Source organism: Panacagrimonas sp. (genome assembly GCF_965216805.1).
Taxonomy (GTDB): domain Bacteria; phylum Pseudomonadota; class Gammaproteobacteria; order Nevskiales; family Nevskiaceae; genus Panacagrimonas.
In genome coordinates, this window is record NZ_CBDCGN010000002.1 from 2030551 (window position 1) to 2046682 (window position 16132).

The window sequence follows — 16132 nt, forward strand, 5'->3', positions numbered from 1 at the left end:
GCGGCCCGCGGACGCGGACAGCGCAGGGCCTCCTAAGGATCGAGCCGGTCGCGTGCCGACGCTGCGTGCGCCTGCAAACCTTCGGCATCGGCGATCACGCCGGCGATGCCGGCCAGCACCCGCGCACCTTCGGGCGTGCATTCGATCAGGCTGCTGCGCTTCTGGAATTCGTAGACACCCAGCGGATTGGAGAAGCGTGCCGCGCGCGAGGTGGGCAGCACGTGATTGGGCCCGGCGCAATAGTCGCCGAAGGCTTCCGGCGCGTAGCGGCCGAGGAAAATGGCGCCGGCGTGGCGGATGTGCGTCACCAACGCGCGCGGGTCCGCCACCGCGAGTTCCAGATGCTCCGGGGCGATGCGATTGGCGATCTCGGCAGCCTGTTGCAGGTCGCGCACACGGATCAGCGCGCCGCGGTCGGTCAGGGCGGCGCGCACGATGTCGGCGCGTGGCAATTCCGCGATGCGCTGGTCCATGGCGAGGGCCACACGCTCGAGCAGATCAGCGTCAGGACTGATGAGGATCGATTGCGCGTCCTCGTCATGCTCGGCCTGGCTGAACAGGTCCATCGCCAGCCAGCGCGGATCGGAATCGCCGTCGGCGATCACCACGATTTCGGACGGCCCGGCGATGGAATCGATGCCGACGCGGCCGAACACCGCGCGCTTGGCCGCCGCCACATAGGCGTTGCCGGGGCCGACGATCTTGTCGACCGCCGGTACCGTCGAAGTGCCCCAGGCCAGGGCGGCGATGGCCTGCGCACCGCCGATGCGAAACACGCGGTCCACCCCGGCCAGGTGCGCCGCACCCAATACCGCGGCATGGGTCTCGCCGCGAGGCGTCGGCACCATCATCACCACCTCGTGCACGCCGGCGACCTTGGCCGGGATGGTGTTCATCAACACCGAAGACGGGTAGGCGGCCTTGCCGCCGGGGACATAGATTCCGACGCGATCCAGCGGTGTGACGCGCTGTCCCAAACGGTTGCCGTGCACATCCGAGAACTCCCAGTCCTCCAGGCGCTGACGCTCGGCATAGGTGCGAATGCGCACATACGCCTGTTCCAGCGCCCGCCGGAGGTCCAGCGGCAGGCTGACCCAGGCGGCTTCCAGCACCGCCTTGGGCAGTTCCAGGTCCTGCGCGGATTTCCAGTCGGAGGCGTCGAAGCGGTTGGTGTATTCCAGCAGCGCTGCATCGCCGCGTTTGCGCACGTCGGCAACGATGTCCACCACCGTTGCGGCCACGCGCGCATCCTGTTCGGGTGCGCGGTCCAGCAGCGATTCCAGCCGACTGTCGAAGTCGGTGCTGGTGGTGTCGAGTCGGGCGATGTTCATCGCGATCGGTTGTTCCCCGGCGCCGTGCGCCATCCGGTGAAGCGGAAACGTCGTTTCATCCTAAGCCTTCATGGTCTGGATGCGCGCCAGCAAATCCTGCAGCGCCGCGTGCTTCATCTTCATGGAGGCCTTGTTGACCACCACACGCGAACTGACCTGGGTCAGGACTTCGGTTTCGACCAACCCGTTGGCGCGCAGCGTGTTGCCGGTGTCCACCAGATCGACGATGACGTCGGCCAGGCCCACCAGCGGCGCCAACTCCATCGAACCGTACAGCTTGATGATCTCCACCTGTTCGCCACGCTGCGCAAAGTGGCGTCGGGTGATCTCCGGATACTTGGTGGCCACCCGCACGCGGCGGCCGCTGGACCAGCCGGCCGGGTCGGCGTAAGGCGAACCCTTGACCGCAGCGATGGACAGCCGGCAGCGCGCAATATCCAGGTCCAGGGGCTCGTACAAGGCCGAGCCGCCGTGCTCCATCAGCACATCCTTGCCGACCACGCCAAGATCCGCCGCGCCGTGCTCGACGTAAGTTGGCACGTCGGCCGGGCGGATGATCAGCAGATGCACGCCCGGGTCCTCCGAAGGCACGCGGAGCAGGCGATCGATATCGCCGGCCGGCCCCAGTCCCAGGCGGGTCAGCATGGGCAGGCTGTCTTCGAGGATGCGCCCTTTGGACAGGGCGAGCGTGATCGGACTCATGATGGGCAAGGGCAGGGAAGGGTCGGCTTTCCGCGAAACGGCGAGCGACAGTTCGGGTTTCAGGTCCGCGCCGTCGGCAGCACAAAAGCGGGCCATTTTAGCAAGCGCCGCCATCCTCGCGTCCGGCCTCGCGCGTCGAAGGCGGTCGACGATTGCAACGGCGTTATCCGACGGGCCGTCACCCGCATCGGCAAGACGTGATGAAATTCGCGCGTCCACTCCCGATCAATCCCCGGAACCACGCAATGACTTCAACCGGTAATCCCGCTGCGCCTGCCGCCGCCGTTCGCCTGGCCGCGACCATCCTACTGCTGCGAGAAGGACCCGACGGCATGGAAGTGTTCATGGTGGTGCGCCACCAGCAGATCGATTTTGCCTCCGGCGCGTTGGTGTTCCCCGGCGGCAAGCTGGCACCCGGCGATACCGATCCGCGGGTACTGGCGCGTTGCCGCGGCGCCGAAGGGCTTTCACCGGAACAGGTGGCGCTCAGAGTCGGCGCCATTCGCGAAGCATTCGAAGAATGTGGCGTGTTGTTGGCCAGCGATGGCAGCACTCACACGCCGATCGCACCTGCGCGCCTGGCCGCACTGGGCGAGCGCTATCGACAGCCGCTGGACCGCGGCGAACTCGGCGTCGCCGACATGCTGCAGGCCGAGGACCTGTTCCTGAACTGCGACGAACTGGTGCCTTTCGCGCACTGGGTCACCCCCAGCTTCATGCCCAAGCGCTTCGATACCTATTTCTACCTCGCGGTGGCGCCGTCCGAGCAGGTCGCGCTGCACGACGGCCGCGAAACCGTCGATTCAGTTTGGATCAGACCTGCCGACGTGCTGACTCAAGCCGCCGACGGTCGCCGCACCGTGGTGCCGGCCACCTTGCTGAACGTGGAGAAACTCGGCTTCAGCATCAGCACAGAAGCGGCACTGGCGGCAGCACGATCGGCGCCGGTGGTGACCGTGCAACCGCAAGTCATCCAGCGCCCCGAAGGGATGTGGCTGAGTATTCCCGCCGAAGCCGGATATGCAGTGACCGAATTCGCCGCACCTGCAGCGCGCTGAAATGCTAACTAGCTACAAAAAATATCGATTAAAAACAAGGATATAGACCAATTACCATGTGTCCGACAATGCCATTTGTCGGACACATAAAGACCGCCAGTGCAGACACTCGTGGTAATCCCCACTCGACAGCACGAATCAGCCGACCAAGTGAACTTGATGAAAATTGGTCAGCGATCGCCTGGGGATTTTAAGCAACAGCATGGAATCGTCGTTTTAACCAAGGGATGTTCAGGGACGGTCATGACCGCGGTCTGAAAGCGGTCTGAAACCTGCCCTCCAGACATGTGGGAGAAGAACTGGACTCGTCGCGCTCGCGTAGGCCCTGGACCGTGCGCAAGGCCCCCGGGTTTACGCCGAGACCGCCGCTCTCGGTTACCTCCACCAGTGACAATGCGTCGATCCTGTCCCGAAGCGCGGGCCCGTTTGACCGCAGATCGATCAGCTCGTGGCCGCGCTGCTTCCACGTGGACACCAGGGTCGGCATTAGTGAGCCCTAGGATTGCCCGGGATTCTTCGTGGTCTTGACGATCCGACGCCGATGAGCTTTCGGTGAACCCAGACGCGCATTCAAGCCCTGAAGGGCGGCAGCGGTAGCTTTACTAGTCGCCTCGGCCGCGATTCTTGCTTCCCGCTCCTTCGCCCGGGCGGCGTCGGCGCGAACCAAATCCGCGTCCAATCGAAGCCTTCCCTTGAGTGCTCTCGCCAGGCTTGCTTGCACTTCCTTGAGCTGTGTCTGCAGCGCTTTGACGGCCGCCGCGTGTTCCGCGCGAGAACGCTTCGCGTCTTCTCTCATGTGAACAATTTCGTTCAACCAGCGCTTCTCATTGCCTTCCCATTGATCCCGGACACGTTGAATTTCCGCCTTGTGCTTCCCCTGCGCGGCTTCCAGTGCGGATCTACTGGCCATGGCGGACGCGGTGGCCTCGGCTGCGATCGAATTGATCCGTCCAACCTCACCTTGCAGGTTCGCTTTCTCACCCGCGAGGACCTCGTTTCGTTCGCGCAGGGACGTCAGTTCGGCGGCAAGCTTTTCGCCGGCAGCGGCGATACCGGCTCGCTCAAGCAGTAGGGCGTTTTTCTGGGCCTCTAAGTCGGTCAACGCGACATTTAGCCGATCTTCCGCAAGGGTGACGTCGGCCTGGGCCTCTACACGCGCTTGTTCCCGGACGCCCTCGTACAGTCGGCCGCAAAGCTCCAACAGCGAAGCCGGCAGCGTCGAGCGACTTCGCCCCTGCACTCGCTGGGCCAGTGACGTCCACCAAGCATCGAGGTGGCGGTTGACGGTGTTGGGCGAACCACGGCCCAGTTTCTGGCGCACGCGTTCGATCGTCGGGCGCTCTCCGCGCGCGAGCAGCGCGTCGGCTGCCTCCAGAACATCTGCTTCCGAGATTCCGCGTGCCATGAGGCCTCCGATGTTGCAGCGCCCTGCCCTTGTTTCAATACCAACGATAGGTGATGCTTATCGTGCTAATGATCAACGTTCTGTTATATTTACTACAGCATACATATCACATAGGTGAGATTCGTGACCACGCAGCGACTGGCGAAACGGACGAAATCCCAGGCAGTAGCCCTACTCGCCCCCGCGGCTTCGGTGCTCTCGCCCACGGCCCTGGGCGATCAGGCCCGCAAAGCCGCCGAAGAAATCCTGATCGCGGGCCAAGCTGAGAACACTCTGCGCAGCTACCGCAGCGCCATGCGTTACTGGTGTGCCTGGTACCAGGCCCGTTATGCCGGCGTCCTGAGCCTGCCGGTGACGGCCCCGGTTGTGGTCCAGTTCATCGTCGACCATCTGGCGCGCGGATCGGTTGATGTCCCCGTCTGCGAACTACCCAAGGATATTGACCGGCTGCTGGTCGAGAGCGGCTTCAAAGGTCATCTCGGCCCCATGAAGATGAACACGGTGATCCACCGGATCGCCGTGCTCTCCAAGCTGCATCAGCTTCGGCGAATGGCGAATCCCTGTGAGGATCCGCAGGTCCGTCATCTGATGTCGCGCGCACGTCGGACATCCGCGAAACGTGGCGAGACGATCACCAAGAAGACGGCAGCCACTCGAGAGCCTCTGGAGGCGATGCTCGCGACCTGCGATGACACCCTTGAGGGAAAGCGCGACCGTGCCCTGCTCCTCCTTGCCTGGGCCAGCGGCGGACGTCGGCGATCGGAGGTTGCCAGCGCGAGAGTCGATCAGCTGACCAAAGTTGATGACCGTGGCTACCTACTGCGCCTCGGCGTGACGAAGACGAATCAGGACGGCGATAACCGGCGCGGCGCCCTCCCCGACAAGCCGATCCGTGGCGTCGCGGCCGAAGCGCTCGGCGTTTGGCTGGCTTCTGCGGAGATCAGCGAAGGTGCGATCTTTCGCCGTCTATGGAAGACCACCGTCGGGCCCGCACTGTCGCCAGCGGCTGTTGGGGAAATTGTTCGCAAGCGTGCCTTACTCGCAGGGCTCGAAGGTGACTGGGCGGGGCACAGCCTGCGTTCTGGCTTCGTGACTGAGGCCGGCCGCCGAAACATCCCTATTGGCGATGTCATGGCAATGACCGAGCATCGCAAGGTTGATACCGTGCTCGGTTATTACCGGTCTGGAGAACTCGGTGTAACCATTGTGAGCAATCTCTTGGACTGAAACAGGACAAACCCATGCTGTCGCAAATGCCGCCCGCTCAGCAATTGACAGAAGTCGACGAACTTCTGCGGTCTATGCCCCCCGATCCCGTCGTTCGAAACGCCGGGCCCAGACTGTTGGCGCGCGCTGAAAACTGACCAGCTGGTCAACTGTCAACGCGCGACAACAGTCCGCAGTCATTGCGCTGTGCTTGCGGCAAGCCAGCGCGCGGTCTGTGGCAGAAGAAGTGGGCGTGTCCCGGCCAACGCTGTACAACTGGAAGCATCAGCTGCTCGGCAGCGAACCTTCCTTGCTCATGCCGCGTAAACAAGACTCCTCGCCAGACCCCGAGCGAGACAAACTGGAAAAGCAGGTCGAGGCACTTCAGCGAAACATCCGGCGCCTGCAGCTCGAGCAGGACATCTTGAAGAAGGCGAACGAACTCCTAAAAAGATCTGGGCATCGACCAGCAGCTCCTGACGAATCGGGAGAAGACACAGCTGATTGATGCCCTGAGATCGAGCTATACGCTGACAGAGTGCTGCGAATGCTATAGCTCCGTTCAGCGGGGGGATTGCTTATATATTATTGTGGTGTAACATCAATGACACGCCAATGAAAACCAAAGACCGACTATCCGCCGTGGATGCCAGTGCCAAGGGCTGGCGCGAGGGCGTTCCCGAGTTCTCGATCGAGGATGTGACGCTGATGCGCCTGATCCGCGTTGCCAGCCTCGGTATTACCGCGTTCACCGATCCGGTCCTGCGGCCGACCGGTCTCACCGAAAGCTCCTACCACACGCTCATCGTGGTGCTGGCCAGTGGCGACGAAGGCACGACGCCTTCGACACTGAGCGAGCAGGTCGGTCAGAACCACGCGAACATGACGCGCATCCTCAGCGTGCTTGCCGCCGAGAAGCTGGTTCGGGTTAGCCAGGACGCGCGCGATGCGCGGCGGCGCCGCATCGTCGCGACCGCCGCCGGCCGCACGCTGGTTCGGACCTTTGCAGCCCGGTTCGAGCCCATCGTGAAGGCTGCATTCGGCAGTCTGAGCGCGGCAGACAAGCGCGCGCTCCAACGCACGCTGCGCTCGCTCATCGAATCCATGGACGCGGCAGAACGCATGCTGGGACCCACCGCGTGACCGCGCGCCGGAGCGGCGACTGGCAGCGACGGGTGGCACGAACCGCCGGCGGGGTGCTCCTGTGGCTTGCAGGCGAGGCCGCAGCATCGAATGGCATGAATTCGCCCGGTACGGGTGCGGTGCAGCTGGGCATGGCCGGCGCGGGCACGGCGCTGGCGTCGGATGCTTCTGCGACCCTGCGCAATCCGGCAGCGGGCGCGTGGCTAGGCAATACCCGCACCGCCGAACTCGGCATCGCGATTCCCGACGGCGGCTATCGAGCCGGACCGCTCGGCGAGAACGCAGCCTTCGGCCTGCTCGACTTCAAGCCTGGACGCAACACCTCCGTCACTGGCGTATTTCCTATTCCCTCGTTCGCTCGCAACTGGCGGCTGGACGACCGGACCGCCGTCGGCTGGGGCGTTTCCGCGTCAGGATTGAAGGCGCTTTCGGAAGGAGGATCGGCCACCCTGGCGCGCGGCGTGCCGGTGCTCGCCGCGCGCTGCGACGGCGATTTCGGCGGCGGGCAACCGCTGTCGGCCTTCTCCGATATTTCGGGGCTCTGTGGTCGTAGTGGCACGACGCTCGGCGTGGACCTCACGCAGATCCTCGTGTCTGCGCACTGGGCGTATCGCGTCTTGCCGAACCTGTCGGTCGGAATCGCGCCGGTGGTGGCCGGGCAGCGGATCGAAATTCGTGGGCTCGGGGCGTTCGCGGCGTTCTCGAATTCTCCGGAGCACACGTCCAACCGCGGGCTCGACTACTCCTATGGAGGCGGTGCGCGGATCGGCCTGCTGTGGGAGGTCGGTTATGGAATCGGAATCGGCGCGGCCTACCAGACGCGTCTGTATCAGACCGAATTCGACAAGTACCGCGGTGCCATCATCGGCGGCTCGTTGGATTTCGCGCCCGTCCTCAACCTCGGCCTGCAGTTTCATGTGATCGACGGCCACCGGCTGTTCCTCGACTACGAGCAGGTGCGGTACGGCGACATCCGGCCCTTGGCCAATCAGGTCGAGCCGCAGCGCTTCACCGATGGGTGTTTCGTTCCCCGCCTGTTCACTCGCAACCAGCAAAGCCCACCCGATCTCGACGCCTGCCTGGGCGCGCCCGGCGGCCCTGGATTCGGCTGGGACACCATCGATGTCTACAAGATCGGTTACCAGGGTGGGCATGACCGGCTGACCTGGCGGGCCGGATTCAGCTGGGGGGGAAATCCTTTGGTGCGCGACCAGACGCTGCCGAAGATCTTCGCGCCAGCCATCACGGACCGCCATGCGGCGCTTGGCCTGTCCTGGAAGCTCTCATCGCAGCTCGAACTGGGGTGGGCGTTGATCTACGCCATCAAGAACACGATCCGCGAGACCAACAGCTTCAGTAGCGCGACGCCCACACTGCTGCAGGGGGAACTTCTGAGCTTCGACGTGAGCAAAGATCCCGAGGATCAGACCGTAGAAACGCATATCAGTGTGTGGCAGTCCCAGCTCAGCCTGACGTGGAGCCTGGGGGACGAATGAAACGGCCCGTGCCCGCCGCGATCCTTTGCTCGCTGTTCTCCGCATGTCTTGCGGCCTGCGGCGATCCTCAGCCCTATCCGGCGCGAGCGCCATCCGAGCACTACCTGCCGACCCTACGCCTCGCCACCGAACGGCTCGCCGAGGACTACCAGACCGTGGGCTCGGTGGTTTCCGACGAGCGAGTCGAAATCAGTTCGCGCCTTCCGGCCTATGTCCGTGCGATCAGCGTGCGCGAGGGCGAGCACATTCGCCGCGGCCAGGTCCTCGTCCAGCTCGACGCTCGGGATCAGGAAGCGGCCGTACAGCAGGCCCAAGCACAGCGCGCGCTGCGCGAAGCCGCGCTGCGCGATGCCGAACGCACGCTGGTGGATACGCAGACCTTGTTGGCGCGCGGCCTGGTGTCTGACGCCGCGCGGCGCAAGGCGCAACTGGAACGTGATACGGCCGACCAGTTGTTGCGCACCGAGGATGCAGCGCTGAGCGCGGCGCAGGCTCAGCTCCGCTACACCGAGATTGTCAGCCCGGTGGATGGCGTGGTCGCCGAACGACCCGCACGGGCCGGTGACCTGGTGACGCCCGGCCGACCCTTGCTGGTGGTGGAATCCGATACCGCGCTGCTGTTCGAGACGGCGGCGGCGGAATCGCAGGTGCAACACATCACCGTCGGCGACGTGGCACAGGTGAACATCGATGCAACAGGGAAAAGCTATCGAGCGACCGTGCTGCGAGTGGTTCCGTCGGGCGATCCGGTGACGCGGCGGTTCACGGTGAAGCTGCAACTGGACGATGCGGCGGGCCTGACGCCGGGACTGTTTGGACGCAGCCGCTTCAAGGTCGGCGAAACCGACGGCCTGCGCGTGCCGGACGCGGCGCTGGCGCAGCGCGGTGGACTGACCGGCGTTTTCGTCGTGAGCGAGAAAGACCGGCTCGACTTCCGCTGGGTGCGCACCGGGCGGCGCGATGGCGTGCTGACCGAAATCACCGCGGGGCTTCAGGCGGGTGAGACGGTGCTGGCGCAGGTGCCGGAGACGGTTCGCGACGGTGATCGCCTGAAGCGGCAATCGCCTTAGCAGGCCGGGCATGCGCGAACGCGAACTCAACTCGGCAGGCCGGATCGCCGACTACTTCATCGAGTCCAAGCTCACACCGGTCTTCGTGCTGTTCTGTCTGGCGGTCGGATGGATCGCCGCGACGCTGACGCCGCGCGAGGAAAATCCGCAGATTCTGGTCCCGGGTGCGGAGGTGTTGTACGCGCTTCCGGGCCGATCCGCCGCCGATGTCGATCGCCTGGTGGCCGCGCCGGTTGAACGCGCGCTGCGCGAGATTGAGGGCGTGGACCACACCTATGCCACGGCGATGCAGGGACAGGCACTCGTCGCTGTCCAGTTCCACGTCGGCGTGGACAAGGAAAAAGCCATGGTGCGCGTGTATCAGCAGATCGGCAGTGTCCAGGCGCTACTGCCGCCGGAGGTCGCGCCGCCGCTTATCAGGCGGGTGGATACCGACGACATTGCCGTTGTCACCGTCACGCTGGCCTCGGAGCGCTACGACGACTACGCCCTGCGCCGCCTGGCGGAGCGCGTCGCCGAGCGGCTCAACTCCATTCCCTCCGTGTCGCGCGTCGAACTGCACGGCGGCGTGTCACGCGAGATTCGCGTCGAGCCCGATCCGGCGCGGCTCGAAGCCTTCGGCCTGACCCTGAGCGAGGGCCTGGCCGCACTGGCGGCGGGAAACACGGCCGCGGAGGTCGGCGATACCGTGCACGCGGGGCGGACCCTGCGCGTGCAGTTGCGCGGTGAACTGCAATCGGCCGACGAGGTGCGCATGCTGGCGGTGGGCGTTCATCGAGGCCGCGTGATCTACGTCGACGACGTGGCGACCGTCCACGACGGGCCCGCGCAGGAGCGGGAATCCCAGGTGCGACTGGGCTTTGGTGCCGGCGATGCGCGATTCGGGCAAGTCGCCGGTGAAATGCCGGCCGTTACGATATCCGTGGCCAAGAAGCCGGGAACGAACGCGGTCACCATGGCTCGCGAGGTGCTGGCCGCCGTCGAGACGCTGCGCCAGCAATTCATTCCGGCGGACGTGCACGTCGTCACCACCCGCGACGACGGTGCCAAGGCCAACGACACGGTCAATCATCTGCTGCGTGATCTGGCGGTGGCGATCAGCGCGGTGATCCTGACGCTGCTGCCCTTTCTCGGGCTGCGCGCCGGCTTGATCATCAGCTTCGTGCTGCCCCTGATCCTGTGCCTGACCCTGATGGTGGATCTGCTCACCAGCCACACCGTCAATCGCATATCGCTGTTCGCGATGATCCTGTCGCTGGGCATGATCGTGGACGACAGCATCGTGGTGCTGGAGAACATCTACCGCAACTATCAGCATCGTTCGGATGTCGACTCACGCCGCCAGGCGGTGCTGGCGGTCAACGAGATCGGCCCGCCGACGACCATTGCGACGTTCTCGGTGGTTCTCGTGTTCGCGTCGCTGAACCTGCTCACCGGCATGAACGGGGCCTACTTCGAGCCGATCGCGTTCAACGTGCAGATCACCATGGCGCTGTCGCTGCTGCTGGCGTACATGATCGTGCCCTGGGCCTGCCATCGATGGCTGCGCGGGCACGTCCACTCGCATGCGCACGAAGACGCGTCTTCCGCGTCGCATCACCGCTATTTCAAGGTTCTGACGCCGCTGTTGCACGATCACCGGCGGCGCCGGACGTTCTATGCGCTGACCGCGCTCGCCCTGCTGGCCGCGCTGATGCAGCCGGCGTGGCAGTTCATCCGGCCCGCGGGCGTCGGCGGTCCGCCCTCGGCCGGCAGCGTGATGGTCGCCATCATGCCCAAGGAGGACCGCAGCCATTTCAGCATCACGCTCGACATGCCCGAAGGCACGCCGATCGAAAGGACCGACGAGGTCGTGCGCCGCTTGGGCGCGCTGCTGCGCGGCCAGCCGCTGGTCGCCAACTGGGTGAGCTACGTCGGCCTGCCGCCAGTGGTGGACTTCGCCGGACAGATCCGTGGGGCTGCAAACCGTCAGGCCGCGCATCTAGCCGAGATCACGGTCATGCTGGTACACAAGAAGGCGCGCAAGACGACCTCGTCCGCGGTGATCGCGGAACTGCGCGCCGCCGCCGCCCCTTTGCGAACCGACTACCCCGGTCTGGAGATCACGCTGCGCGACGTTCCCCCCGGCCCTCCCAGTGTCGCCACGGTGGTCGCCGAGATCTACGGCGAGGATGCCGGAGTGCGCCGCCAACTGGTCGCCCAGGTGCGTGAACGCTTCGAGGCGACTTGGGGCGTGGTGGACGTCTATGACTCCGAGCCAGTGGATGCACCACGGATCGATCTGCAGGTCGACCACGAGAAGGCGATGTTATCCGGCGTCACCGCCGCTGCCGTCGAGGAGACGCTGCGCAGCCTGCTCGACACGCGCGTGCTCTCCGAGGCGCGCATCGAAGGCGAGCGGGCGCCGGTGCCCATCCTGGTCCAGGTGCCGCGCGGGCACGATTTGGATCCGCGGCGGCTCGACCGGGTATACGTGGTCAATGCACAGGGCCAGCGCATTCCGGTTTCGGAAGTCGTTAAGCCGGTGCAGACGCACGTCGATCGGCCGATCCTGCGCAAGGACAATGAGCCCTACAGCTTCGTCGCCGCCGACGCTGCGGGCAGCGCTGCGGGCTACATCATCCTCGAAATGAACCACCACCTGGACGGCCTGGAGCTGTCGGGGGGCAAGGTGCTGCGCACCGGCAATCTGGGCCTGAAGGCGCAGGCACCGAGTTCTCTGGACGGGTACCAACTGCTCTGGGACGGCGAGCTGCGAGTCACGCTCGATGCACTGGGCGAAATGGGCATGATCCTGATCGCCGGTCTTTCGCTGATCTACCTCCTGCTCGTGGCTGTGTACCGATCGTTCGTGCTCGCCACGCTGGCGATGACGGCGGTGCCGCTCGGGTTCATCGGTGTATTTCCCGGGCACTGGCTGCTCGGCATCGACTTCAGCATGGGGTCCGCCATCGGGGTCGTCGCACTGGCGGGCGTGGTCATCCGCAATTCGCTGCTGATCATCGACTTCATTCGCGACTACCAACGTGCGGGCCATCCGCTGGAGGAAGCGGTCAAGCTCGCCGGTGCCGTTCGCTTCAGGCCAATCATGCTGTCAGCGCTGACGGTCGCCCTCGGAACGCTGATTCTCTACACCGATCCGATGTTCGCCGGGCTGGCCACCTCGCTGATCTTCGGCACTGTGACTTCGACCGGACTCACGCTGCTGATCCTTCCGACGATGTACTACGGCATTGCCACCACGCACCCGGGATGGCTGCCGGGAATCGTTCTGAATAGCACCGCCAACGTGCAGGGCGATGAGCTGCAGTCCTGACTTGTCGTCGCAGATGACTTGGACAACGAGTCCGCGATCTCTGACGAGCCTCCGGTCCACGCGATCGCCATAGAATCGGTCCCGGGTCATTCCAAGGGGATCACTCTGTGGGATCAGCGGCGAGCTTCTCACCGACAAGCCTCATCGGAAGCTGGGGTGGTTCATCGTTGGATTCGACGCCGGGGACCACGGCATCGCTACATCCTCGCCACGCCGAAGGTATTGCCGTGAAGGCGTGTATGCTCGTTGCGCACGCATAGATCAATCAGCTCCACCAGCAGGTCGCGCGTGCGACGCGGATCGACGATACCCTCATCCCAGACCCGCGAGGTGCAGTAGAGGGCGCTGGAGACCTCGTCATAGAGCGATGTCAGTTCACGGCTCTGCGCCGCGAGCTTGTCGCGATCCAGAGTCTTGCCGCGTGCGCGCTGCTTGTTGTCCTCCACGATCTCCATGACCATCGCGGCCTGTTCGCCACCCATCACCGCAAGCCTCGCGTTGGGCCAGGCAAACAGGAAGCGCGGCTCGAACGAGCGGCCGCACATGGCGTAGTTGCCCGCGCCATAGGACGCACCAACGATGATGGTGATCTGCGGCACCCGCGCATTGGAAACGGCATGGATCAGCTTGGCGCCGTTCTTGATCATGCCGGCGGTCTCGGATTCCTTGCCGACGATGAATCCGGTGGTGTTCTGCAGGTAGATGATCGGCTTGTTGGCCTGACCGCAGAGCTGGATGAACTGCGCCGCCTTCTCGGCACCGTGGTTGTCGATGGGGCCGTTGTTGCCGATCAGGCCCACCGGCCAGCCGCCGATCTCGGCGAAACCACAGATTGTGTACGGGTCGTACAGGGCCTTGAACTCGGTGAAATCCGAACCGTCAACCAGCCGCGCAATGATCTCCCGGCAGTCGAAGGCCTCACGGTAGTCCACCGGCACCAGACCGCAGAGATCCTCCGCCGGATATCGCGGCGGCGCCACCGCGCGGCCGTGGTGCGCGGGAACGCGCTCATGCCAGCGCAGCTGCTGCACCAGCTCGCGCGCAATCTGGATGGCGTGCGCATCGTCTTCCGCCACAAACTCGGCGAGGCCGGAGTGCGTGGCGTGCATGTCGGCGCCACCCAGCGTTTCTTCGTCCGCGATCTCGCCGGTGGCGGCCTTGAGCAGCGGCGGGCCGGCGAGAAAGGCGCGCGCCTTGCCGCGCACCATCACCACGTAGTCGGACATGCCAGGGATGTAGGCGCCGCCCGCCGTGGAATTGCCATGCACGACGGTGATCTGCGGAATGCCCGCCGCAGACGAGCGCGCCTGGGTCATGAAGCGGTGCCCGGCACGGTTGAAGCCCAGGTGCTGCTTGAACAGGTTGCCGCCGCCGCTCTGCACCAGGCTGATGAACGGCAGCCGCGCGCGCATTGCGATCTCCTGCGCGCGCTTGAGCTTGTCGTAGGCCTGCGGCATGTTGGTGCCGCCCTTGATCGCGGCATCGTTGACGTACACGAGGGTTGGCGGGGATTCTGACGAAATCGCAGCAAAGTCGGCATAACTTGCTGTTTGTGCTTGTTAATTTTAGCCCTCGAAACTTGAGATTTCAGAGCTTCTAAACCACCCGCCCTTTTGACCTTTTAGCGCGGCGGCGATGCATCCAAGCGGTGACTACTCACGCTCAAGCCGCCGCGAGCACTTCAATGATGGGGCAGGCATCCCCGCCATCACCGGCGTCGCACTGCCGGATCAGGTCCGTCAGCGCCTCCTGCATTGCCACGAGATCGGCCATTCGCTGCTCGATGATTGCCAGCTTCCGCGCAGCAAATTCCCGGGTGTCGGCGCACATGCAGGCGGAATCCAGCCTAAGCAGGCCACCGATCTCAGACAGCGTGAAGCCTAGGCCCTGTGCCCGCTTGATAAAGCGAAGCTGCTTGGCTTGCTGAGGGGTATACCGTCGATACCCGTCAGACGGCTTCGTGGGTTCGTTGAGTAGGCCCAGCCGTTGGTAGTACCGCACCGTCTCGATATTGACGCCAGCTGCTTCCGCGAGCTTGCCGATTGTCAGTCCTGTTGTCATCGCGCGCCCCTTGACTCCGTACCTTGGTACGGAGTTTAGAGTAGCAGCTAAATTGCCAGGTCAAGGATGCGGCGGATGCAATTCACTGGAAAACCCTCACTGATTGCGAGTGTCGCGGCGGCCACTGGAGCATCCGTGTGCTGTGTCGGGCCGCTGGTGCTGCTGGCCTTCGGAATCGGTGGATCGTGGATCAGCAACTTGTCGGCGATGGAGCCGTACCGGCCGATCTTCATCGGCCTGACGCTGGTCTTCCTCGGCCGCGCATTTCACCAGCTCTACCTCGTGCCACAGGTATGTGCGCCTGGCATGCCATGCATCGATCCAATCACCACCAAGCGCCACCGCCTGATCTTCTTGGTCGTCGGCATCCTGCTGCTCTGCCTGCTCGCGGTACCTCTGCTGGCCTCGCTGTTCTACTGAAACGGAGACTCCCATGTACAACACTTTCTTGGCACTGCTCGCACTCACGGCGCTGCCGCTGGCAGCCTTCGCGATGGCCCCACAAACGGTAACGCTTGTTGTTCAGAACATGACCTGTCAGGTGTGCCCGATCACCCTGAAGAAGTCGCTGCAAGGCGTCGCCGGCGTAAGCGAAGTCAGCATCGATTTCGCGAAGAAGACGGCGCGCGTCACTTTCGATCCGGACAAGGCCAAGTCCGCCGATCTGACCGCCGCGACCAGGAATGCCGGGTATCCATCGGCCGTGCAAAAGTAGCGACGGCCATGAGCGCCATCGTGTTTGAATCAGTGATTACCTGTCCGCGATGCGGAGCTTCAAAGTCCGAGACCATGCCTGCGGATGCCTGCCAATTCTTCTACGAATGCAGCGATTGCAAGACGCTTCTCCGGCCGACTGCCGGTGACTGCTGTGTGTTTTGCTCATTCGGCTCGGTGAAGTGCCCTCCGATTCAGCAACAGAGCCGATGCTGTGGCTGATCCAATGACTGACCCGCGAAGCTGCGACAGCGTTCGCAGGCCGTCGCATGTGCTCGGCTTCTGGATCATTCCCGGCGGCATCTCCGCAGGGGCGTTCTTCGGCGCTGACCGGTATCCCGCGCTTCTTCTGATCGGGGCCGCCGCCTGTGTCTTGATGGGGCTCGCCTGCCTCGTCAATGCCGCTCGCTGCCACCGACTGCATTGCTACATCACAGGACCCTACTTTTTGCTCCTGGCAATAGCTGCGAGCATCGCGTACGGATTCGACGTAGGCACCTCGCATCACTCCGAAAAGTGGCTGCTAGTGTCGCTCGGAATAGCTCCACTGCTCATTTGGCTGCCCGAACGCCTTTCGGGTACGACCTATCGGAAGTCATCAGGCTGCTGAACGATCGCCTGGCACCCCCT

The 16132-nt window shown here is 64.2% G+C and carries 14 protein-coding genes and 1 pseudogene; 10 read left to right on the forward strand and 5 right to left on the reverse strand.

Going from position 1 to position 16132, the window contains the following annotated elements:
- Window positions 1-32 precede the first annotated feature (32 nt).
- On the reverse strand, window positions 33-1331 hold the full coding sequence (gene hisD, locus ACOOHP_RS09715) for a histidinol dehydrogenase (protein ID WP_420466243.1): 1299 nt from the start codon (window positions 1329-1331) through the stop codon (window positions 33-35).
- A 60-nt stretch (window positions 1332-1391) separates the two neighbouring features.
- Window positions 1392-2033, reverse strand: a complete 642-nt coding sequence (gene hisG, locus ACOOHP_RS09720; protein ID WP_420466244.1) for an ATP phosphoribosyltransferase — start codon at window positions 2031-2033, stop codon at window positions 1392-1394.
- A gap of 245 nt (window positions 2034-2278) precedes the next feature.
- On the opposite strand from hisG, the gene ACOOHP_RS09725 reads away from it, so the two are divergent.
- Window positions 2279-3091 carry an NUDIX hydrolase gene (locus tag ACOOHP_RS09725; protein ID WP_420466245.1) on the forward strand — a complete coding sequence of 271 codons (813 nt, stop codon included), beginning with the start codon at window positions 2279-2281 and terminating at the stop codon, window positions 3089-3091.
- Between the two features lie 496 nt (window positions 3092-3587).
- On the opposite strand, the gene ACOOHP_RS09730 is transcribed toward ACOOHP_RS09725, so the two are convergent.
- Window positions 3588-4496, reverse strand: coding sequence for a DNA-binding protein (locus ACOOHP_RS09730; RefSeq protein ID WP_420466246.1), 909 nt, complete (start codon window positions 4494-4496; stop codon window positions 3588-3590).
- A 123-nt stretch (window positions 4497-4619) separates the two neighbouring features.
- Here ACOOHP_RS09730 and ACOOHP_RS09735 point away from each other — a divergent pair, with 123 nt between their 5' ends.
- From ACOOHP_RS09735 to ACOOHP_RS09760, 6 genes and pseudogenes are all read left to right on the forward strand, one after another.
- Window positions 4620-5723: a site-specific integrase gene (locus tag ACOOHP_RS09735; RefSeq protein WP_420466247.1), complete on the forward strand. Its 1104-nt coding sequence runs from the start codon at window positions 4620-4622 to the stop codon at window positions 5721-5723.
- A gap of 163 nt (window positions 5724-5886) precedes the next feature.
- A pseudogene (locus tag ACOOHP_RS09740) lies at window positions 5887-6241 on the forward strand (transposase); the annotation flags it as partial.
- Between the two features lie 103 nt (window positions 6242-6344).
- Window positions 6345-6845 (forward strand): MarR family winged helix-turn-helix transcriptional regulator, encoded by a 501-nt coding sequence (locus tag ACOOHP_RS09745; protein ID WP_420466248.1) that lies wholly within the window; start codon window positions 6345-6347, stop codon window positions 6843-6845.
- On the forward strand, window positions 6842-8341 hold the full coding sequence (locus ACOOHP_RS09750) for an OmpP1/FadL family transporter (RefSeq protein ID WP_420466249.1): 1500 nt from the start codon (window positions 6842-6844) through the stop codon (window positions 8339-8341). The genes ACOOHP_RS09745 and ACOOHP_RS09750 overlap by 4 nt, the downstream gene beginning before the upstream one ends.
- Window positions 8342-8349: 8 nt before the next feature.
- The gene (locus tag ACOOHP_RS09755; RefSeq protein ID WP_420466250.1) at window positions 8350-9411 is read left to right on the forward strand and encodes an efflux RND transporter periplasmic adaptor subunit; all 1062 of its coding nucleotides are present in this window, start codon (window positions 8350-8352) and stop codon (window positions 9409-9411) included.
- A gap of 10 nt (window positions 9412-9421) precedes the next feature.
- Complete coding sequence (locus tag ACOOHP_RS09760; RefSeq protein ID WP_420466251.1) at window positions 9422-12727, forward strand: efflux RND transporter permease subunit; 3306 nt, start codon at window positions 9422-9424, stop codon at window positions 12725-12727.
- Between the two features lie 197 nt (window positions 12728-12924).
- Here the strand turns inward: ACOOHP_RS09760 and ACOOHP_RS09765 are convergent, their stop codons facing one another.
- On the reverse strand, window positions 12925-14223 hold the full coding sequence (locus ACOOHP_RS09765; RefSeq protein WP_420466252.1) for an acyl-CoA carboxylase subunit beta: 1299 nt from the start codon (window positions 14221-14223) through the stop codon (window positions 12925-12927).
- A 166-nt stretch (window positions 14224-14389) separates the two neighbouring features.
- Window positions 14390-14788, reverse strand: coding sequence for an Hg(II)-responsive transcriptional regulator (merR, locus tag ACOOHP_RS09770; protein ID WP_040455173.1), 399 nt, complete (start codon window positions 14786-14788; stop codon window positions 14390-14392).
- A gap of 75 nt (window positions 14789-14863) precedes the next feature.
- Between merR and ACOOHP_RS09775 the strand changes: the two genes are divergently transcribed.
- The 3 genes from ACOOHP_RS09775 to ACOOHP_RS09785 are packed head-to-tail and all read left to right on the forward strand — an operon-like array spanning window position 14864 to window position 15724.
- Window positions 14864-15208, forward strand: coding sequence for a mercuric transporter MerT family protein (locus ACOOHP_RS09775; protein WP_040455175.1), 345 nt, complete (start codon window positions 14864-14866; stop codon window positions 15206-15208).
- A gap of 13 nt (window positions 15209-15221) precedes the next feature.
- Complete coding sequence (merP, locus tag ACOOHP_RS09780) at window positions 15222-15503, forward strand: mercury resistance system periplasmic binding protein MerP (RefSeq protein ID WP_007187068.1); 282 nt, start codon at window positions 15222-15224, stop codon at window positions 15501-15503.
- Between the two features lie 8 nt (window positions 15504-15511).
- A complete protein-coding gene (locus ACOOHP_RS09785; protein WP_083844665.1) occupies window positions 15512-15724 on the forward strand; it encodes a GDCCVxC domain-containing (seleno)protein in 213 nt (70 codons plus the stop codon).
- The last annotated feature ends 408 nt before the right edge of the window (window positions 15725-16132 follow it).

What these genes read in the sequence shown, in the direction of transcription:
- hisD (WP_420466243.1), bottom strand. Translation starts at nt 1,331, where the DNA reads ATGAACATCGCCCGACTCGACACCACCAGCACCGACTTCGACAGTCGG.
- hisG (WP_420466244.1), bottom strand. Translation starts at nt 2,033, where the DNA reads ATGAGTCCGATCACGCTCGCCCTGTCCAAAGGGCGCATCCTCGAAGAC.
- ACOOHP_RS09725 (WP_420466245.1), top strand. Translation starts at nt 2,279, where the DNA reads ATGACTTCAACCGGTAATCCCGCTGCGCCTGCCGCCGCCGTTCGCCTG.
- ACOOHP_RS09730 (WP_420466246.1), bottom strand. Translation starts at nt 4,496, where the DNA reads ATGGCACGCGGAATCTCGGAAGCAGATGTTCTGGAGGCAGCCGACGCG.
- ACOOHP_RS09760 (WP_420466251.1), top strand. Translation starts at nt 9,422, where the DNA reads ATGCGCGAACGCGAACTCAACTCGGCAGGCCGGATCGCCGACTACTTC.
- merR (WP_040455173.1), bottom strand. Translation starts at nt 14,788, where the DNA reads ATGACAACAGGACTGACAATCGGCAAGCTCGCGGAAGCAGCTGGCGTC.
- ACOOHP_RS09775 (WP_040455175.1), top strand. Translation starts at nt 14,864, where the DNA reads ATGCAATTCACTGGAAAACCCTCACTGATTGCGAGTGTCGCGGCGGCC.
- merP (WP_007187068.1), top strand. Translation starts at nt 15,222, where the DNA reads ATGTACAACACTTTCTTGGCACTGCTCGCACTCACGGCGCTGCCGCTG.
- ACOOHP_RS09785 (WP_083844665.1), top strand. Translation starts at nt 15,512, where the DNA reads ATGAGCGCCATCGTGTTTGAATCAGTGATTACCTGTCCGCGATGCGGA.